The following is a 15,306-nucleotide window of genomic DNA, read 5'->3' on the forward strand; positions in this document are numbered from 1 at the left end:
GGAGGACGGCGGGCGTAAGCTGTCGCCCGCCTTCCTTTCCCCTCTGACCGTGAGGGAAGGAAAGCTTTTTTAACTACGAAGTAGTAAGCTTTTTCCTTCCCTCGGAAAAAAGCCGGATTTCCCGCTTTTTTCCCTGCGAGGGAAAAGAAGGAAAAAACCCGCTTCGCGTCTTTTCGGACGGAAGGAAAAAAGCGTCGCTTCGCGTCGAAAAAGACGTCGGAACGAGAAGGAAAAAACCCGCTTTTTTCCCTCCTCACGATTGCGCCTTCCGCCCGATCGAGCTGCCGTCGATCCAGAAGCCGCCGTGCTCCTTGACACGGTTTCGCACCGTCTTCTCGGTCACGCCCATGAACTCGGACACGTCCTTGAGCGTCACGCCGCCGCCCGTGTCGCATGCCGAGAACGCCTCCTCGAGCGCGGCCCGCCGCTCCTTCTTCCGCTCCTCGGAGGTCTTCGCCCGACGGTCCCTGCCGGCCTTGCCGGCCCATCTGTTGCCCTCGCCTTCGGGGTCGACGTCCGACAGGGCCCCCGTCGCGTCGGGGCGGTGCACCGGGTAGTCGAACCACAGGTTGAGCGGCTCGAAGCGCGGGAACTCGCGCAGCGTGCCCTCGATGCGCCACGCCGTGCGGGCCTTGGCGGCGGCTCTCGCGGCCACGACGGCGTCCAGCGCGGCGCGCTCGCCGGCTCGCGAGAGCAGGGCGCGGGCGCCCTCCAGGAACCGCTTGGCCGACAGGCGGTCGTCGTCGCCGATCACGTCCCGCCATCCGTCGGGGCCGAGCTCGGCCATGGCCCGCTCCAGAGCGGCGCACACGGCGGCGTCCTCCTGCTGCTGGCGCAGCGCGTCGGTCTGCTCCAGCTCGATCATGTCCAGGAGCGCGTCCGGGTCGCGGGCGAACACGCCCGAGCCGCTCACGCGGTCCATGGAGCGCTTGGAGCCCTGGCTGCCCTTCGAATGGTGGTGGCAGTACACGACGGCGCATCCCAGCTCCGTGGCCACGCGGTCGAACTGGTTGCAGAACGCGGCCATCTGGTCGGCCGAGTTCTCGTCTCCGGTGATGACCTTGTAGATCGGGTCGATCACCACGGCGATGGGCCGCGTCTTGAGCGCGCGCCGGATCAGCGACGGCGCCAGCTGGTCCATGGGCTTGGACTTGCCGCGCAGGTTCCAAACGTCGATGCTCGCCAGGTTCGCCGGCTCGACGCCCATGGCCCCGTAGACGTCCTTGAAGCGGTGCAGGCAGCTCGCCCGGTCAAGCTCCAGGTTGACGTAGAGCACCCGCCCCTGGGCGCAGCCGAAGCCGAGCCAGGGCACGCCCTCGGCTATGGCCACGCACAGCTCGATGAGCGCGAAGGACTTGCCGGCCTTGGACGGCCCGCCCAGCATCATCTTGTGGCCCTGGCGCAGCACGCCCTCGATCAGGGGAGGGGACAGCTCCGGCAGCGCGTCCCAGCAGTCCGCCAGGCTCTCCGGGTCGGGCAGGTCGTCGTTCTGCTCGTCGATCCACTCGCGCCACTCGGCCCATGACGCCTTGCCGGCGTCGGTGGCCACGAGCCACTGCTTGCGGCCCGATCGGGTCACGCCGGGCATCCTGGACAGGCGGCTCGGGTTCTTGTTCTGAACGTCGACCTTCAAGCCGTTCTCCCGGCACGTGGCGTACAGCAGGTCGACGCGCTTTCGGTACTCGTCGTAGTTCGCGGCGTCAACCCGCACGATGGCGTGCACGCTTTTTCCGCCGCTGTGCACGATGGCCGCCGCCGGCAGCTCCAGCTCCCTCATGATGGCCAGCTGCCGCCCGACGGCCATGTCGTCGCTCTCCACGAGGGCGTAGCGGAACTCCGCGACGTTCTCGTTGCGCACGCCCTTGCCGTCGAGGGGGTTGAACCGGATCCACGCGCCCGCCTCGGCGTTGTTCCATCCGAGCGACGACGCCATGTCCTCGCCGTGCTTCTTGACGCGCTCGATTATCTCGCCGGCGGTCTCGGTGTGCGGGCCCTTGTTGGACGGCTTCCACGCGCCCTCGTCGTCCCATGCCTCCACCACGTAGCCGACGACCTCGCCGGGGTCGAACAGCGCCTCCAGGTAGCGCACGAGGTCCGCCGACCCGCTCCAGTCCGCCCCGGGCTCGACGAGGTCGGCGCTCTCGACCCACGTCGGGTCGACGATGCGGCCGGGCGCGGACGACGCCGGAAGCTCAGACACGTCCCAGCCGATGGCCTCTCCCATGTCCCAGGCGGGCGACCAGCCCGCGTCGCGCGCCATCTGCACGAGGGTGCCGCCCTTCACGTCGCTCGAGCCGCAGCGCCCGAACCCCCTCCATTTCCTCTCGCACTCGCCGTCCTTGTAGCGGGCAGCGTCGCGGCGGCTCCATTCGTCCCAGAGCGCGAGCTGCATCCCCTCGGCGTGCAGGGCCATGCCGGCGCGCAGCCACTCCTCGTAGCTGCACGCGGCGGGGTCTATCGCGCCCAGGCATTCCGCCAGATCGTATCCTTCGGCCATCTTCTCTCCTCTTTACGTCCCGAGCTGCAGCGTCGGGACGTGGACGGCGCCCTGCGCGGCCCGCCCCGGTTCGTACGTCGCGGGATCGATGCTCGCCGGCGTGCGCCACCCGTTGGCGGCTATGCGGCTTATGAGCGCCGATGCCTGGTCCATCGTCCATTCGCCGACGCGGCGGAAACCGCGCCCCTCCAGCTGCCTGATCTGCTTGGGCGTCGCCAAGCCCTCGGCCCTGCGCTTCGCTATCTTGTCCATAATCATCGACGCCTTGCCGGCGCACTCGATCTCGTCGGGGCAGATGCCCGCCTTTTCGAGCGCCTCCTTCTGGGCGTCGCTCGCCGGCGCCATCTCCCAGGCGAACTGGGGGACGTAGCCGGTCAGGTCCTCCGACGCTATGCTCATCTCGAACTGCAGCGGGTCGACGAGCTTGCGCTTGCGCTTGCGCATCGACTCCAGCTGCTCGGCGAGCTTGCGCTCGCGCTCCTCCACGACGTCCTTGGCCGCTTCGCGCTCGACGGCCTCCAGGTCCTCAGGGCGCCCGGCCTGCTCCAAGCGCTCGGTCATGGCCTGCGCCACGTCGTCGCTCTCCGCGATGAGGTGCGCGGGGCGGCACAGCTCGTGGCGCTCGACGTGCCAGAGGAAGTCGAGCAGCAGCAGCTCGGCCTTGCCGGTCTCGGGGCTCAGGCGCGTGCCGCGCCCGACCATCTGGCAGTACAGCGAGCGCACCTTCGTCGGGCGCAGGACCACCACGCAGTCCACGCTCGGGCAGTCCCATCCCTCGGTCAAGAGCATCGAGTTGCACAGCGCCGCTCCCGGCCCTGCCTCGTCGAACGCCGCCAGCGTCTCGGCGCGGTCCGCGCTCTCGCCGTTGACCTCCATGGCGCGCAGGCCCTTGGCGGCGAGGATGCCCGCGAACTTCTTGGACGTGGCCACGAGCGGCAGGAACACCACCGTCTTGCGCTCCATGCAGCCCGCCGCCACCATCTCGTCGGCGATGCGCTCCAGGTACGGGTCGAGCGCCGTCCCGAGGTCGCCCGCGGCGTAGTCGCCCGACTGCGTCCGCACGGCCGCCAGGTCGATGGACAGCGGCACCGTCTGCGCCTTGATGGGGCAGAGGTACCCGTCCTTGATGGCGCGGGGCAGCGTGTACTCGTAGGCGATCGAATCGAAGTAGGCTCCCAGGTTCCGGCGGTCTCCTCGGTCGGGCGTGGCGGTCACGCCGAGCACGTCGGCCCCGTCGAACCAGTCCAGCACCGCCTGGTAGCTCGCGGACAGCGCATGGTGCGCCTCGTCCACGATGACGGCGTCGAAGTAGTCGCGATCGAACCGCTTCAACCGCTTCTCGCGCATGAGCGTCTGGACGCTGCCGACGACTACCCGGAACCATTCGCCCAGGCACGTGCGGTCGGCCTTCTCGACGCTGCAGCCCAGGCCCGTCGCCCTGCCGATCTTGTCGGCCGCCTGGTCGAGCAGCTCGCCCCGGTGGGCGAGCACGAGCACGCGGCCTCCCCGGTCGACGACGTCCTTCGCGACCATCGCGAACACGATGGTCTTGCCGCAACCGGTGGGCAGGACGAGGAGCGTCTTGGCGCGCCCCTCGTCCCATTCGCGCTCGATCGCCCGGCGCGCCTCGTCCTGGTACGGCCTGAGATTCACGGCCTCCATATCGCTACATCTCGTAGGTGGAGTGCGGAACCGGCGCGGTAGGCTGCGGCGGGACCGGCATGCTCGTCTGCTGCGCGGCCTGCTGCTGGTCGACGGGCCACTCGGACGGCTTGAGGTACGCGTCGATGTCGTTGGCCTGGCGCGTCTCGCCCTTCGATTCGTACTCGCGGACCTTGATCTTCACGTACCCCTGCTTTCCGACGGCCTCGTTCCAGTCGATGCGCACGCTGCCCGTCTGCGGGTCGCGCTCGAAGCCCAGCCCCTCGAAGAACCTGGCGATCCGCCACGCCATCTTGGTGTTGAGCATCAGACGGTCCGAGATGGGCGCCCATCCCTGGTCGGTCCAGACGTTGAGGGTCACTTTGGCCCGCGGGCAGGCCGCCATCTTGTCGGATCCCTCGAACCGCTCGCGCTCGATCTTCAGCACTTCGAAGGCGTAGGTCCCGGCGGGCAGCAGCGTGAACCCGCCGTCGTCAGACACTTCCCTGACGTCCCAGTCGAACGCCTCTCCCTTTTCGTTGTCTACCATGTCCTTGTCCTTTCCTAAGCTTTGGTCATATCCGGCGCGCCGAACGGCACCGGTTCGTTTTTCTCGCGGAGGTTCCGCACGTTTTCCACTACTTTCGGCCACTGGGTGACGATCGCGCCCTCCACGTAGTCCTTCGGATAGCGGCTTGGCGGCGTGTCGGGCGTGAAATGCTTCCTGTAGACCGCGTTCGCGACTATGTCGTCGATGGTCACTCCGTCCTTCTCCATCAGCTGCAGCGCAGGCGCCCAGAAGTCCGGCAGTCCGGAGCCGTTCGCCTGCGCCGTGTCGCTCACCACCGTGCCGTCCTGCGCGAACGTGACGCTCTGCACGGGCTTCGGCGCTGCTTCATGGACGGGGGCGGCGGCAGCTGCCGGAGCCGGAGCCGCGGTAGGAGCGGGCGCGGCTTGCGCCGTCGGGCTCGGAGCCGACGCCGGCACGAAGGCCGCTATCTGCGCGTAGTCGAGCGGGATCTCCGGCGGCAGGCCCCAGCGGTTCTTCGCGTCCCAGCATGCGTGGTGCTGCGTGTGCAGCACGCGCTTCTGGCCGCCGCGGGCCTTGCCCTTCGCGCCCTTGCCCTCGCCGACCGTCTCCACGATCGTCTCGTAGTTGGCGAACAGCACCGCGTCCGCCCATTCCTTGACCATTCCCGCATTCGATTTCTTCGGGGTATCCACGAGCTTCAGCTGGTAGCGGTCGTACGGCTCGGCTTCGTCGGGCTGCTCGAACTTCTTGATCATCGCATGGGCTACGCAGACGACGTTGACGCCGCGCGCTGCAACGTCGGATAACGCGTTGAGCAGCTTGCCGAACTCCTCGTAGGCGTATGTGTAGCCACGACCGTACGCCATGTCCTCTATGCCGCCGATGCCTTGCTTCGCGCATACGCTTGCGATGCAGATGCGCTCTGCCCAATCGAGCGTATCGATAACGAGAGTCGCGCATAGGCCGGGGTTGTCGCGGACGTGCTTCACTTCGTCCAGGAGCATTGTCCAGCTTTGCGGTTTTTCGAACCTCTTCACGTCTAGGAACTCGGTAGATCCTTCGGTGTCGATGAAGATAGGCGAGGGGAACTGCGCCGCGAAGGTCGTCTTGCCGATGCCTTCGACCCCGTACACGACGACCTTTTGAGCTTTTTTCTTGATGCCGCTCGTTATCGAGAAGCTCATGCGCCCACCTTCTTTCTCGGCCTGCGATTGCTAGCCTGCGTCTTTTCGTCGACCCAGCGACAATTGCTCGGTTCGTAGTTGCCATTGACATCGATGCGGTCGATTGTGCATTTTCCGAATGCAGCATTCGGATCGTATCCGTGCGACATTGCCCAGTCTTTGAAGGCGGCGTAATCGTTCTGCCACTGATCGCATACTTTGATACCGCGTCCTCCATAGGATTGGTAGTCGCGGTGCTTCGTGTAATTGCACCTCTGCCGCATGCCAAGCCATACTTGATACAACCTATCTTGGTGGCTTCCTCCATGGATGACTCTGCGCTCTTGGTCGAGGCATCCGCAGCTTCTTGTCAAGCCGTTTCGGAGCGATCCGGACACAACGAACGTCTCTCTTCCGCAATCGCACGAACACCGCCACAAAGGATGGCCATTGCGAGATCCGGCGCGTTCGATCACTGCCAGCCTTCCGAATCGCATCCCTACAAGGTTGATGAGCGTTCCCATCGCTTACATCACCCACTTCTGGTCTAGATCGGCTGTTTTGGCAGGTTTCTCAGTGTCGATGGAGTAGCCGTCTTCGATGACTATTGAACACATGTCATCGTCGCCGGCTGATACGCGTGTTCCTATAATCTGCAAGCCTTCCTCTTCGGCCCACCGTCCGAACTCAGCAAGCGTTTGCGGGTCGCATTGCTCCAGCTTGTCGACGAGGACGAAGCCGCACTCCGGCTTGAGGCGCCGCACGATCGCGGTTGCGGCCCGCAGCTGCTCGGAGCCGCTCATGCAGTCCCACTTGCGGCCCTGGTAGGTCAGCAGTCCGTTCTCGACCGCCAGGCCGGGCAGCGGCAGGTCCGCGCCTTTCAAGAGGTCCATCTTCGCCCGGCGCACCGACTCGATGCGCTCGGTCATCTCCGCGTACTGCTCGTCCAGCTCCTCTGCCTCGCGCTCGGCGTCCAGGCGGCGCTGGTTGTCGCGGACCTTCGCGTTGACGGTCTCGATCTGCTGCAGCTCTTCCTCGATCTCGGCCGTGGACTCGTCCTGCAGCTGCTCGGCGGTCTTCTTCGCGATCAGGAGGTCGGCGTGTAGGTCGGAGACCTCCTCGCACTTCGCTTCGAGGGCTTTCTGCATGCCGGCGATCTGCTCCTGGATCAGCAGCGCATCGTTCGTGGCGTTGTCGTACGCCGTTTTCAGCTGCTCTGCCTTCTGCCGCTTCGCTTGGTTCTCTCCGTTCTTCGCCAGGATCTCCTGCTGGCTCTGGATCAGCGCCATGGCGCTCACCGGCTCGGCGGGCGCGTCGGGGTGCATGGGCATGTCGGCGGCCGCGCCCTTCTTCTGGTCGCGCATCTGCCCGATGCCGGTGCGCTGGTTGTAGAGCGTCTGCTCCTCCAGCTCCAGGCGCGCCAGGTCCTCTCCCACGCCGATGATGCCGAGCAGCGTGCGGGCCTTGTCCTTGTCGTTCATCGCGAGGAACTTCGGCAGGTCGAGCGCGAGCGACTCCACGAACGAGTCGAGCAGCTGCTGCCCGCCCTTGCGGCCCTCCGGGTCCGTCACCTTCAGCGAGCCGGACTTGCCGCGGCGCTCCACGACGATGCCGTTGGACAGTTCCACCCGCAGATGCGGGTCGGTCGCGCTGCCGTCCCGCTTGGCGTCGCTCGGCCGCTTGCGGTCGCCGCCGAGCGCCCAGGCGATGGCGTCGAGCACGCTGGTCTTGCCCTGCCCGTTGCGCCCGCCGATGACGGTGAGCCCGTCCTCGGACGGCTCGAGGGCCACGGCCTTCACGCGCTTGACGTTCTCGACTTCCAGGCTGTTTATCTTCACGGCCATTCTATTCCTCCTCTTCGGTTTCTTCCTCAGGCGCTGATTCGAGCCATGCGCCCACCTCGGCGACGACGTCGGCGCATGAGAGCGGCATCTCCCAGCCGTCGGCCCTTGCCAGGGCTACGGCGTCGCGGAACGCCCTCGCGTACTCGACGGCCCAGCGGGGACGCCCCTCGTCGGCGCCGGTCGCGTACGGGATCGCGACCTTGACGTTGCGGGCGGACGAGAGCCAATCCTGCAGGATCGACACGCCTGCCATGCAGGTGGCCTTTCCGATCCGGCGCGGGCCGTCCCAGCCCGATGCGTTCACGGCCCGCGCCGCCTTGCTGCGGCGGCTCCACTGATCGTCGCAGCCCATGAACTCGTCCATGGCGCGCGCCATGGTTTTCTCCGGGTACGGCCCCTCCATGAGCGCGGCCACCAGGTAGTCGCGGACGGAGTCCAGCGCCTTCTCGGCCGCATTTGCGTACGCGTCGGCGAGCTCGCGGGCCGCCGAGGCATCGGGGTCGTCGGCCTCGTCCGGCGCGTATACGACGACGCGCGCGCCGTTCCATCGGTCCGCGATCGCCACGTACGCGGTCCCCTCGGGGGCGTCGGAGCACGCGGTCTCCAGGTCGCTCGGAGTGCGGCAGGTAGCCACGTAGGCCATGCCATCGACGCTATCCAACAGCTCGATGCCGAGCTCCGCGGCCTTGGAGCGCAGCTCCGCCATGGCCCGCTCGTTCTCGGCCTTCTCGCGGAGATCCTTGGCGATGCGCCGCCAGTCCTCGTGCCGGCAGCTGGCAAGCTGCTCGACCGCGTCCTCGTCGCCGGCCTCGTCGAACTCGGCTATGGCCAGCATGCGGTCGAGCGTCATGTCGTCTCCCGCGTCGTCGACGGCCTTCCTGGCGCGCCGCAGCCTCGCGGCGCTGCCCTTGGCCATGCGCCCAGCGCGCTCGACCTTCTCCGGGTCCACGCCGAGCAGCAGCATCTGCTGGACGCCGCGGCTTCGCTCGATCTCGGTCAGCTGGCGCTTGTCGTCGGTCGCGACCATGGCCACCATGGCGTTGGCCTCGTCCATGCCGTCGCACACGACGGCATGGCAGCGCTTGAGGCGGTTGGCCTTCATGGCCTTGTATCGGCGCTCGCCGTCCACGATGCGGTAGATGCCTCCGTCCTGCACGACCACGATGGGGTTCACCGGCTCGCCGGGGTTGACCGCGTTGAGCATGCAGCTCTCGGCCAGGGCGGCGATGTCGCCGAAGTCCTGCCTCGGGTTCTTCTCGTCGGGGTACACGTCCTCGACATTGATTTCTCTGAGTTCCATTGACACCCTCCTAACAGGGGTTTCGTTGAAAACCCCCACTCGTTTCACTTTTTTCTCGGGTTCGTTCCCGTGACTTCCCGCATGCGGCGCAGTCGTGTCTTGGCGGCGTCGTACGGCAGCTTGAGGCGGCGGTACTCCCACTTTTCAAGATCGAGCAGGTACTCCGCCTGCGCCTTGTCCCTCTCGTAGCGGCTCATGGGGCAGCTCTCGCGCTTGGCGGGCCTCGGCCTCGCTGGGAGCCGGCGCGTCGATCTCTTTGCCTCGCTCTCGGCGTACACCGCTCGCTGCTCCGGGGTCATGGCCGCCAGCGCCTCGGCGCACGCCGCCTCGCGCCCTGCCAGCTGCTCGCGCATCCGGCACACCCGGCACCTTCCGTCCCTGTCGAGGGCGGAGCGCCACGTGGCGCACTCGTCGCACCATACGAGCCTCGTGCGGCAGCACCTCAGGGACAGGCCGAGCCTGGCGGCGGCGTGCTCCACCGACTTGCGCGAGCGCTTGAGGTTGCGGCATATCTCGCGCACGGGGATCCTGCCGGCCATGTCGCGCAGCCGGTCGATCTCGGCGGTGGTCCACGGCATCTGGGCCGATCCTCTTCGCGTCATCGCGGCATGGACGCTTTCACGTGCCGCCAGCTGCGGACCAGGGGGCGGCGCCCTGTGACCTCGGCGAACTGCAGCTGCAGCCACGTCGTGCCGGCCTGGCTGTCGAGCGTCGGGTCGAGATGCGGGTGTATCCGGTCGGCCAGGCCGGGATTGTCCATGATCAGCAGCCTGGACAGGCACGGCCAGTGGGCCATGGCCAATCCGGGGAGCTGGTGCACGACCGCCTGGCCCGCGTCCGTCGTGCGGACGACGCGCAGCACGTCCAGGTACAGCGCCGTGTAGTTGTTTACGGCCGGGTCGACCTTCGACGGGGCCTTGGCCCATGCGACGGCATCGCGGGCCGCCTTAATCGCTGGCGCCTGCTCCACGGTCACCACCATCCTTGCGCCATGCCGTGCGCCGCCAGGACGATGACGGCGTAGGTGACGGCGAACGACCCGAACGCGAACAGCAGATCGCTTCGCATGTCGTTGTATGCTCCGCGCCGCCCGCTTTCGCGGCCCTTGAACGACGATCCCTTCATCTGACGCCCTCCTCGAACCATTCGTCGAACCATTCGGGCTTCACCAGCTGCCCTCGCTCGCGGCCTGGCGGCAGGAACGTCCTCAGTCGCCCTCGGCTGGCTTCGCGCCGAAGCGTCGTGGGGGATACGCCCGACGCCGCCGCGATCTCGCTGATGGTGTACGCTCCTTTGACCGGCAGCCCGACCAAACGGGCCATCCCGAGGAGCTGACCGGTATCTCCGATGGTCTCCATTGTGGTATCCTCTCTCATGTCATGCGGGCGTTCCTGGCAGGGATTGCCGCCCGCTTGTCTTTCCGGCCATCGCATCACGCGGTGGCCTTCTTGTTCAGCGCGTAGCCCATCAGCTGCATGTCTACGGCGATCGGCCTGGTTCCATTCACGATGACGTTCGATTCGTCGGCCAGGTTGGCTCCGACGTTCACGTTTCCGGGACTCGACCTCCTGATGTGCACGGAGTCGACGGTGTAGACCTTCCCGTCGGCCAGCGCCCAGGCAGTCTCGTAGCCGATGCCGCCCTCGCCGTTCTCGTAGTTCATGATCGTGTCGTACGGCGTTCACTCACCCACTTTCGTCACCAACAGCGCCACGGCTGATAAGCCCGCCAGAAAGCAGGAGCAGATCAGAAGACCCGCTTCCTCCTGCAGTCCTCCGAGGAAGGCGCCCACGAAGCACACAATCGCCGCCCAGGCGAACCCCGTAGCAACTGCGCGGAATATCCACATTGGCTTCTCCTTCAATTTTCTAAACGCGCTCTTCAGTCAATCCCAGCAGGTAGTCCACGGTGCATCCAAACAGCTCGTGCATCTTCTTGAGGGCCGATGCTTGAGGTGCGAATTCGCCACGTTCCCAGCGGGCAACGGAGTTGAGAGAAACTCCCACGGCCTCTGCGAGTTCGCCCTGCTTCAATCCCAACCGTTTGCGCTCGCTCGCGATGTTGTTTTTCATAATCACCTCCTATTCGTGGTATCGCGAAACAAACTATATACCAACATTACTTGGTAATGCAACACCAAATTTGACTTTCTATAATTGGTAGGTGTATATTTCCGAAAACAACAGAAGGAGGTGCGAAATGGAATACCCTAATAGAATTAGAGAACTCCGAAAAGCCGCAAAGATGTCTCAACGAAAGTTGGCTGAAATCGTTGAAGTTTCGGACACTTCTCTTCAGTATTACGAATACGGAGATAGAGATCTTCCCGGCGATGTGATTATTAAACTATGCAAGGTATTTGACTGCACCGCCGACTATCTTCTCTGTGTTGAAGACGACGATGGGGTAACTGGTTCGAGAAGCGCTATCAAGCCCTCATACTCCCATCACGTTGTCCCAATGCTCGGAAATGTCGCAGCAGGGGAGTGGCGGGAAGTGTACGTGCAGGATGGCGAGACTGTCTCCATCCCCGACGAGTTTCGGGATTCGCACCCTCGCGCTTTCGGCGTCAAGCCGACGGGGCACAGCATGGACTTGCTGTTCCGCGACGACGAGATCGCGCTCTGCGATCCCGATATGGACGTGCGCGACGGGAGCGTGGCTCTGGTCGGAGTCAACGGCGACGAAGCGACGATAAAGCGCGTCTTCTTCGCCGGCAACACCATCGTGCTGCATGCCGAGAGCACCATGGTCGAAGACTACCCAGACATCGCTATAAATACCAAAGATCCCGCCTCGCCGCCCGTCCATCTCATCGGAGAGGTGTTCTGGAAGACTCTTCCAGCGAAGCCTATAAAGTTCTAAGGAGGAAGTGCATGAACGAAAAGAAGAAGGGTCTGCCAGTTTGGGGGAAGGTTGTCATAATCTGCGTGTCGATCATTTGCGCCTCGTTCGTAGCGTTTATTGGATTCGGCGCATGGGCTATGTCTAACGGCTACGGCGCTGGTTCGATAAAAGCCGGGCAGATTGTGCGGGGATCTAATGTTGAACTTACGTGCCCTTCTGATTGGAATAAGGTAGACGCTAAGACAGGCGGCATGTCAATGGGTGGAGTTGTTGTTCCTACCGATTCAGTGTATGAGTCGCCTGAAGGATCTGCTCTGACAATCACGGATGCATCGGCAGCTAGCATTTCCATGGACGAAATTGCAGGTACGTTCAATAAAGGCGGAGGCGCTATGCACAGAGTTAGAATTGGAGACAATAGCGCTATGCGAATCGAAGGTACCGATGGCGGAGGATCTTTTTTCATTGTTCTGATTGTTGGGTCTAATGACGAAAACGTGTCTGCTGTCGTTGGCATCGCTATGAGCGAATCAGAGTTCGAATCAAACTATGACACTTACAATTCAATTATCGAAAGTTGCAAAATTGCTTAATTAGCAACTCTTGTTGGTAGAGGCAGAGAGAAAATTATGACCGCAATACTTCAGATCCTGGCGTTCGTGCTCGTTGCTACGGGGCTGCTCGCTATGTTCGGAGCGAGCCTCCCCACCGGCCTCATCATATTCGGCATCGGATCTACCGTGCTGGCGCTTGCGTGGATCCTCGACGAGCTGAAGAAGATCGAGAAGAAGCTCTAACAGAAGAGCGCCACCGTCATGATGGCGAGCATGCACAGTAGGAGGGCGAGGACGACGATCCAGCAGCCGATGACGATCTTGAACAGCGTGTCTATGCTCATGGAGCTTCTCCTAACGGTAAAGGATGCAGTATGAACATCCCAGATATGTCACATTTCGATTGGGGCCAGGCGTTACCGTACCTTTCGGTGCTGGTGGCGGCTGTTGCCGCTGTCGGCGCTATAGCGTCGGCGATCGTTTCGCGCAAAGTGTACTTGTCCCAAACGCGTCCTAACGTGATCGTCTACGTTGACCACGACAGATCGAAAGGATCCATTGTTCTCTGGGTGAAGAACATTGGAAACGGCGTGGCTTTCGACATATCGTTTGAACTGAATGGCCTGCCTGGGCTCGATTGTTTGGATCGTGGCTTCGTGGACAAGCTCAACAAAAGCGGGATTAAAATGCTCGCTCCCGGAACGTACGTGGACTCAGTGGTCGGGATATCGTCCGATGCCGTATTTCGTGATCCTGTTGGAGTTATACCGGTTCGAGTATTCTATTACGGTAGAAGCAATAAAGAAGGAACCCGGTTTTGCGACGAGTACTTTCTGGATTACGATGCATTTCTTGGCTCGATATATACAGATTCAGAAGAGCGCCAAACCAGGCGCGCGGTCGAGAGGATCGCCGATTCCATCGGTAAAAACGGCAGCGGCCTGAAAAGCGAGATAGCCAAAGCGGGAACCGCTATAAAAGGAGCGATCGAGGAGATGTCCAAGTAGGGTCTACGGCAATCGCACCCCCGCGTAAGTTTGGCGACCTGGGCGGGGGTGCAACCTAACCTGACGGAAAGGCAAGGTGAATTGTACCATGCCGAGGAAGAAGCGGCGGCGCTCGTGGGGATCGATCACGAGCGTGACGAAAACCAAGCACGTACTGCGCTGGACGGAGAATACGCCGGAGGGGCGGAAGCGGCGCTCGCGCACCGTCGAGTGCACTTACAAGGAGGCGTGCTTCGAGCTGAGCCGCCTGGAGGTCGAGCATTCGGAGGACCGCCCCGTCCCGACCATAGGGGAGGCGTACCGAATGTGGTACCTGCCGTGGATCGAGCGGCGGGTTGCGGACGGTCGCACGAAACCGAACACCCGCGACGCGTACGCCGTCTGCTGGCGCAACGTGGCGGCGCCGCGATGGGATCGCGTGCCCGTGGACAGCGTCGAGCCGGCGAGGGTCCAGGAGTGGCTCCTGACGCTCTCCGTCGGCAATGCTAGCCATGCCGTCGTGATCCTGCGCAAAGTGCTGGACTTCGCGGTCCAGTACGATCTGGTCCTATCGAACAAGTTTCGCCTTCCGTACGAGATGCCGGTCAGAAAAGCGATCGAGAGGCGAGTCGGGACGTACGACCTTGCGCGCGCGGAAGCCGTGCTCGCGAAGCTGCGAGGGACCATCGTCGAAGCACCCTACATAATGGCTTGCTTCGGAGGGGCGCGCACGGGCGAGTCGCTGGGCGTCAAGCCGGAGGAAGTGGAGCTCGTCGAATCCCACGGCGTGCGACTGGCGGTCGTGCCGATAGTGCGTCGCATGGAGAAGGCGGGGGAGGCCCCGATGCCGGACGGCGATCTCAAGAACCCGCAGAGCGTGAGGACGACCGTCATACCGGAGCCTTACGGGGTCCGCCTTCACGAGATAGCGCGCCAGAGGATAGCCGAGGGGTCGGGATGGATGGCCGACCGCGGCGACGGGATGCCGCTCAGCATGAACTCGTTGAAGCACGCCTGGGAATCGTCCGCCGGCTCTGACGCGATACCGTTCGCCAGCCTCCGGAACTCATGGCGCACCATCGCCCAGTACGACTGGATGATAGACTTCGACACGTTGGAATTCCTTATGGGGCACATCCTGCCGGGGGTGACCGGCAAGCATTACCTCAAGCCGACGGTCGACAACCTGGTGGACGCCGTGAGCCGCGCCTTGGTGCAATCTGCGTCCAGTTAGGATATTTAAGGATATTTCGACGAATAACCCCAGGTCAGAGAGATTAAATCTTAAGCTTTCCTTAACAAATATAGTCATTTCAAATAACCGCAGCAGTCTGACCAGCGGTTTTTGTAATCCCATCAACCTTAGCAACCATAAAAACGCCAACTTAGGATATGCGAAGGATATGGGAAAGCGTCGAAAACGACATCGAAAAAGCCCGCGCCCCCGAAGGAGCGCGGGCGGTCCCCGAAGGGACGATGCAGCGGCCTGGGCAGGCTGCTGCACGGCGGGCCGTCCGAGCGCAGCCGCCGGCTACCCCAGCTCCATGTCCCCGCCGGAGCCGGTCGGCACCTCGCCGGATATCATCGCGCCGGACGATCCGAAGGCGTACCACTTGCTGTCTATGCTCCGGCACGTCGAGCGCGCCATCGCCCCCGACTCGTCGAGCCAGTACCACTTGCCGCCGTCGAGCAGCCATCCGGTCCGCATCGCGCCCGACGCGTCCAGGTAGTACCATGCCCCGTCGACCTCCGCCCATCCTGTGGCCATGGCGCCGGAGCCGGTCAGGTAGTACCACTTTTCGCCGACGCTCTGCCAGCCGGCGAGCATGCGGCAGTCGTCGCCGAACAGGTACCACTTGCCGTCGACAAGCTGCCAGCCGGTGAGCGCGTATCCGTCCGCGCCGAAGCGGTACCACGCGTCGAGCGCGAGCCATTCTCCGGC

At 63.8% G+C, this 15,306-nt stretch carries 18 protein-coding genes and 1 pseudogene; 5 read left to right on the forward strand and 14 right to left on the reverse strand.

Features of this window, described 5'->3' with window-relative positions; translation table 11 throughout:
- Window positions 1-253 precede the first annotated feature (253 nt).
- The 13 genes from ACMNI9_RS09685 to ACMNI9_RS09745 form a co-directional block, all read right to left on the reverse strand.
- Window positions 254-2,497, reverse strand: a complete 2,244-nt coding sequence (locus tag ACMNI9_RS09685; RefSeq protein WP_418831830.1) for an AAA family ATPase — start codon at window positions 2,495-2,497, stop codon at window positions 254-256.
- Window positions 2,498-2,509: 12 nt separating this feature from the next.
- Window positions 2,510-4,150: a DEAD/DEAH box helicase gene (locus tag ACMNI9_RS09690; RefSeq protein ID WP_418831832.1), complete on the reverse strand. Its 1,641-nt coding sequence runs from the start codon at window positions 4,148-4,150 to the stop codon at window positions 2,510-2,512.
- Window positions 4,151-4,163: 13 nt separating this feature from the next.
- A complete protein-coding gene (locus tag ACMNI9_RS09695) occupies window positions 4,164-4,688 on the reverse strand; it encodes a hypothetical protein (RefSeq protein ID WP_418831834.1) in 525 nt (174 codons plus the stop codon).
- A 14-nt stretch (window positions 4,689-4,702) separates the two neighbouring features.
- Window positions 4,703-5,854 carry an ATP-binding protein gene (locus ACMNI9_RS09700; RefSeq protein ID WP_418831836.1) on the reverse strand — a complete coding sequence of 384 codons (1,152 nt, stop codon included), beginning with the start codon at window positions 5,852-5,854 and terminating at the stop codon, window positions 4,703-4,705.
- Window positions 5,855-6,360: 506 nt separating this feature from the next.
- Window positions 6,361-7,677, reverse strand: coding sequence for an AAA family ATPase (locus tag ACMNI9_RS09705; RefSeq protein WP_418831838.1), 1,317 nt, complete (start codon window positions 7,675-7,677; stop codon window positions 6,361-6,363).
- Window position 7,678: 1 nt separating this feature from the next.
- Window positions 7,679-8,977: a ParB/RepB/Spo0J family partition protein gene (locus ACMNI9_RS09710; protein ID WP_418831840.1), complete on the reverse strand. Its 1,299-nt coding sequence runs from the start codon at window positions 8,975-8,977 to the stop codon at window positions 7,679-7,681.
- A 44-nt stretch (window positions 8,978-9,021) separates the two neighbouring features.
- Window positions 9,022-9,555: a hypothetical protein gene (locus ACMNI9_RS09715; RefSeq protein WP_418831842.1), complete on the reverse strand. Its 534-nt coding sequence runs from the start codon at window positions 9,553-9,555 to the stop codon at window positions 9,022-9,024.
- Window positions 9,556-9,575: 20 nt separating this feature from the next.
- On the reverse strand, window positions 9,576-9,953 hold the full coding sequence (locus ACMNI9_RS09720; RefSeq protein WP_418831844.1) for a hypothetical protein: 378 nt from the start codon (window positions 9,951-9,953) through the stop codon (window positions 9,576-9,578).
- Window positions 9,950-10,102 carry a hypothetical protein gene (locus ACMNI9_RS09725; RefSeq protein ID WP_225749018.1) on the reverse strand — a complete coding sequence of 51 codons (153 nt, stop codon included), beginning with the start codon at window positions 10,100-10,102 and terminating at the stop codon, window positions 9,950-9,952. The genes ACMNI9_RS09720 and ACMNI9_RS09725 overlap by 4 nt, the downstream gene beginning before the upstream one ends.
- Entirely contained in the window at window positions 10,099-10,335 is a 237-nt protein-coding gene (locus tag ACMNI9_RS09730; RefSeq protein ID WP_417123195.1) for a hypothetical protein, read from the reverse strand. Before ACMNI9_RS09730 ends, ACMNI9_RS09725 begins: the two co-directional genes overlap by 4 nt.
- Window positions 10,336-10,409: 74 nt before the next feature.
- Window positions 10,410-10,640 (reverse strand): hypothetical protein, encoded by a 231-nt coding sequence (locus ACMNI9_RS09735; protein WP_418831846.1) that lies wholly within the window; start codon window positions 10,638-10,640, stop codon window positions 10,410-10,412.
- Between the two features lie 18 nt (window positions 10,641-10,658).
- On the reverse strand, window positions 10,659-10,826 hold the full coding sequence (locus ACMNI9_RS09740; RefSeq protein WP_225749024.1) for a hypothetical protein: 168 nt from the start codon (window positions 10,824-10,826) through the stop codon (window positions 10,659-10,661).
- Between the two features lie 19 nt (window positions 10,827-10,845).
- On the reverse strand, window positions 10,846-11,049 hold the full coding sequence (locus ACMNI9_RS09745; protein WP_225749025.1) for a helix-turn-helix transcriptional regulator: 204 nt from the start codon (window positions 11,047-11,049) through the stop codon (window positions 10,846-10,848).
- Between the two features lie 127 nt (window positions 11,050-11,176).
- Between ACMNI9_RS09745 and ACMNI9_RS09750 the strand changes: the two genes are divergently transcribed.
- The 5 genes from ACMNI9_RS09750 (at window position 11,177) to ACMNI9_RS09770 (ending at window position 14,598) form a co-directional block, all read left to right on the forward strand.
- A complete protein-coding gene (locus ACMNI9_RS09750; protein ID WP_225749026.1) occupies window positions 11,177-11,842 on the forward strand; it encodes a LexA family protein in 666 nt (221 codons plus the stop codon).
- 11 nt (window positions 11,843-11,853) lie between these two features.
- Window positions 11,854-12,417 (forward strand): hypothetical protein, encoded by a 564-nt coding sequence (locus tag ACMNI9_RS09755; RefSeq protein WP_418831848.1) that lies wholly within the window; start codon window positions 11,854-11,856, stop codon window positions 12,415-12,417.
- 36 nt (window positions 12,418-12,453) lie between these two features.
- Window positions 12,454-12,621: a hypothetical protein gene (locus ACMNI9_RS09760; RefSeq protein ID WP_417123202.1), complete on the forward strand. Its 168-nt coding sequence runs from the start codon at window positions 12,454-12,456 to the stop codon at window positions 12,619-12,621.
- A gap of 131 nt (window positions 12,622-12,752) precedes the next feature.
- A complete protein-coding gene (locus ACMNI9_RS09765; protein WP_225749187.1) occupies window positions 12,753-13,385 on the forward strand; it encodes a hypothetical protein in 633 nt (210 codons plus the stop codon).
- Between the two features lie 88 nt (window positions 13,386-13,473).
- A complete protein-coding gene (locus ACMNI9_RS09770) occupies window positions 13,474-14,598 on the forward strand; it encodes a hypothetical protein (protein ID WP_418831851.1) in 1,125 nt (374 codons plus the stop codon).
- A gap of 297 nt (window positions 14,599-14,895) precedes the next feature.
- Here the strand turns inward: ACMNI9_RS09770 and ACMNI9_RS09775 are convergent.
- Window positions 14,896-15,306: pseudogene (locus tag ACMNI9_RS09775) on the reverse strand (hypothetical protein); the annotation flags it as partial.

This window comes from Paraeggerthella sp., from assembly GCF_048427265.1.
Classification (GTDB): domain Bacteria; phylum Actinomycetota; class Coriobacteriia; order Coriobacteriales; family Eggerthellaceae; genus Paraeggerthella; species Paraeggerthella hominis.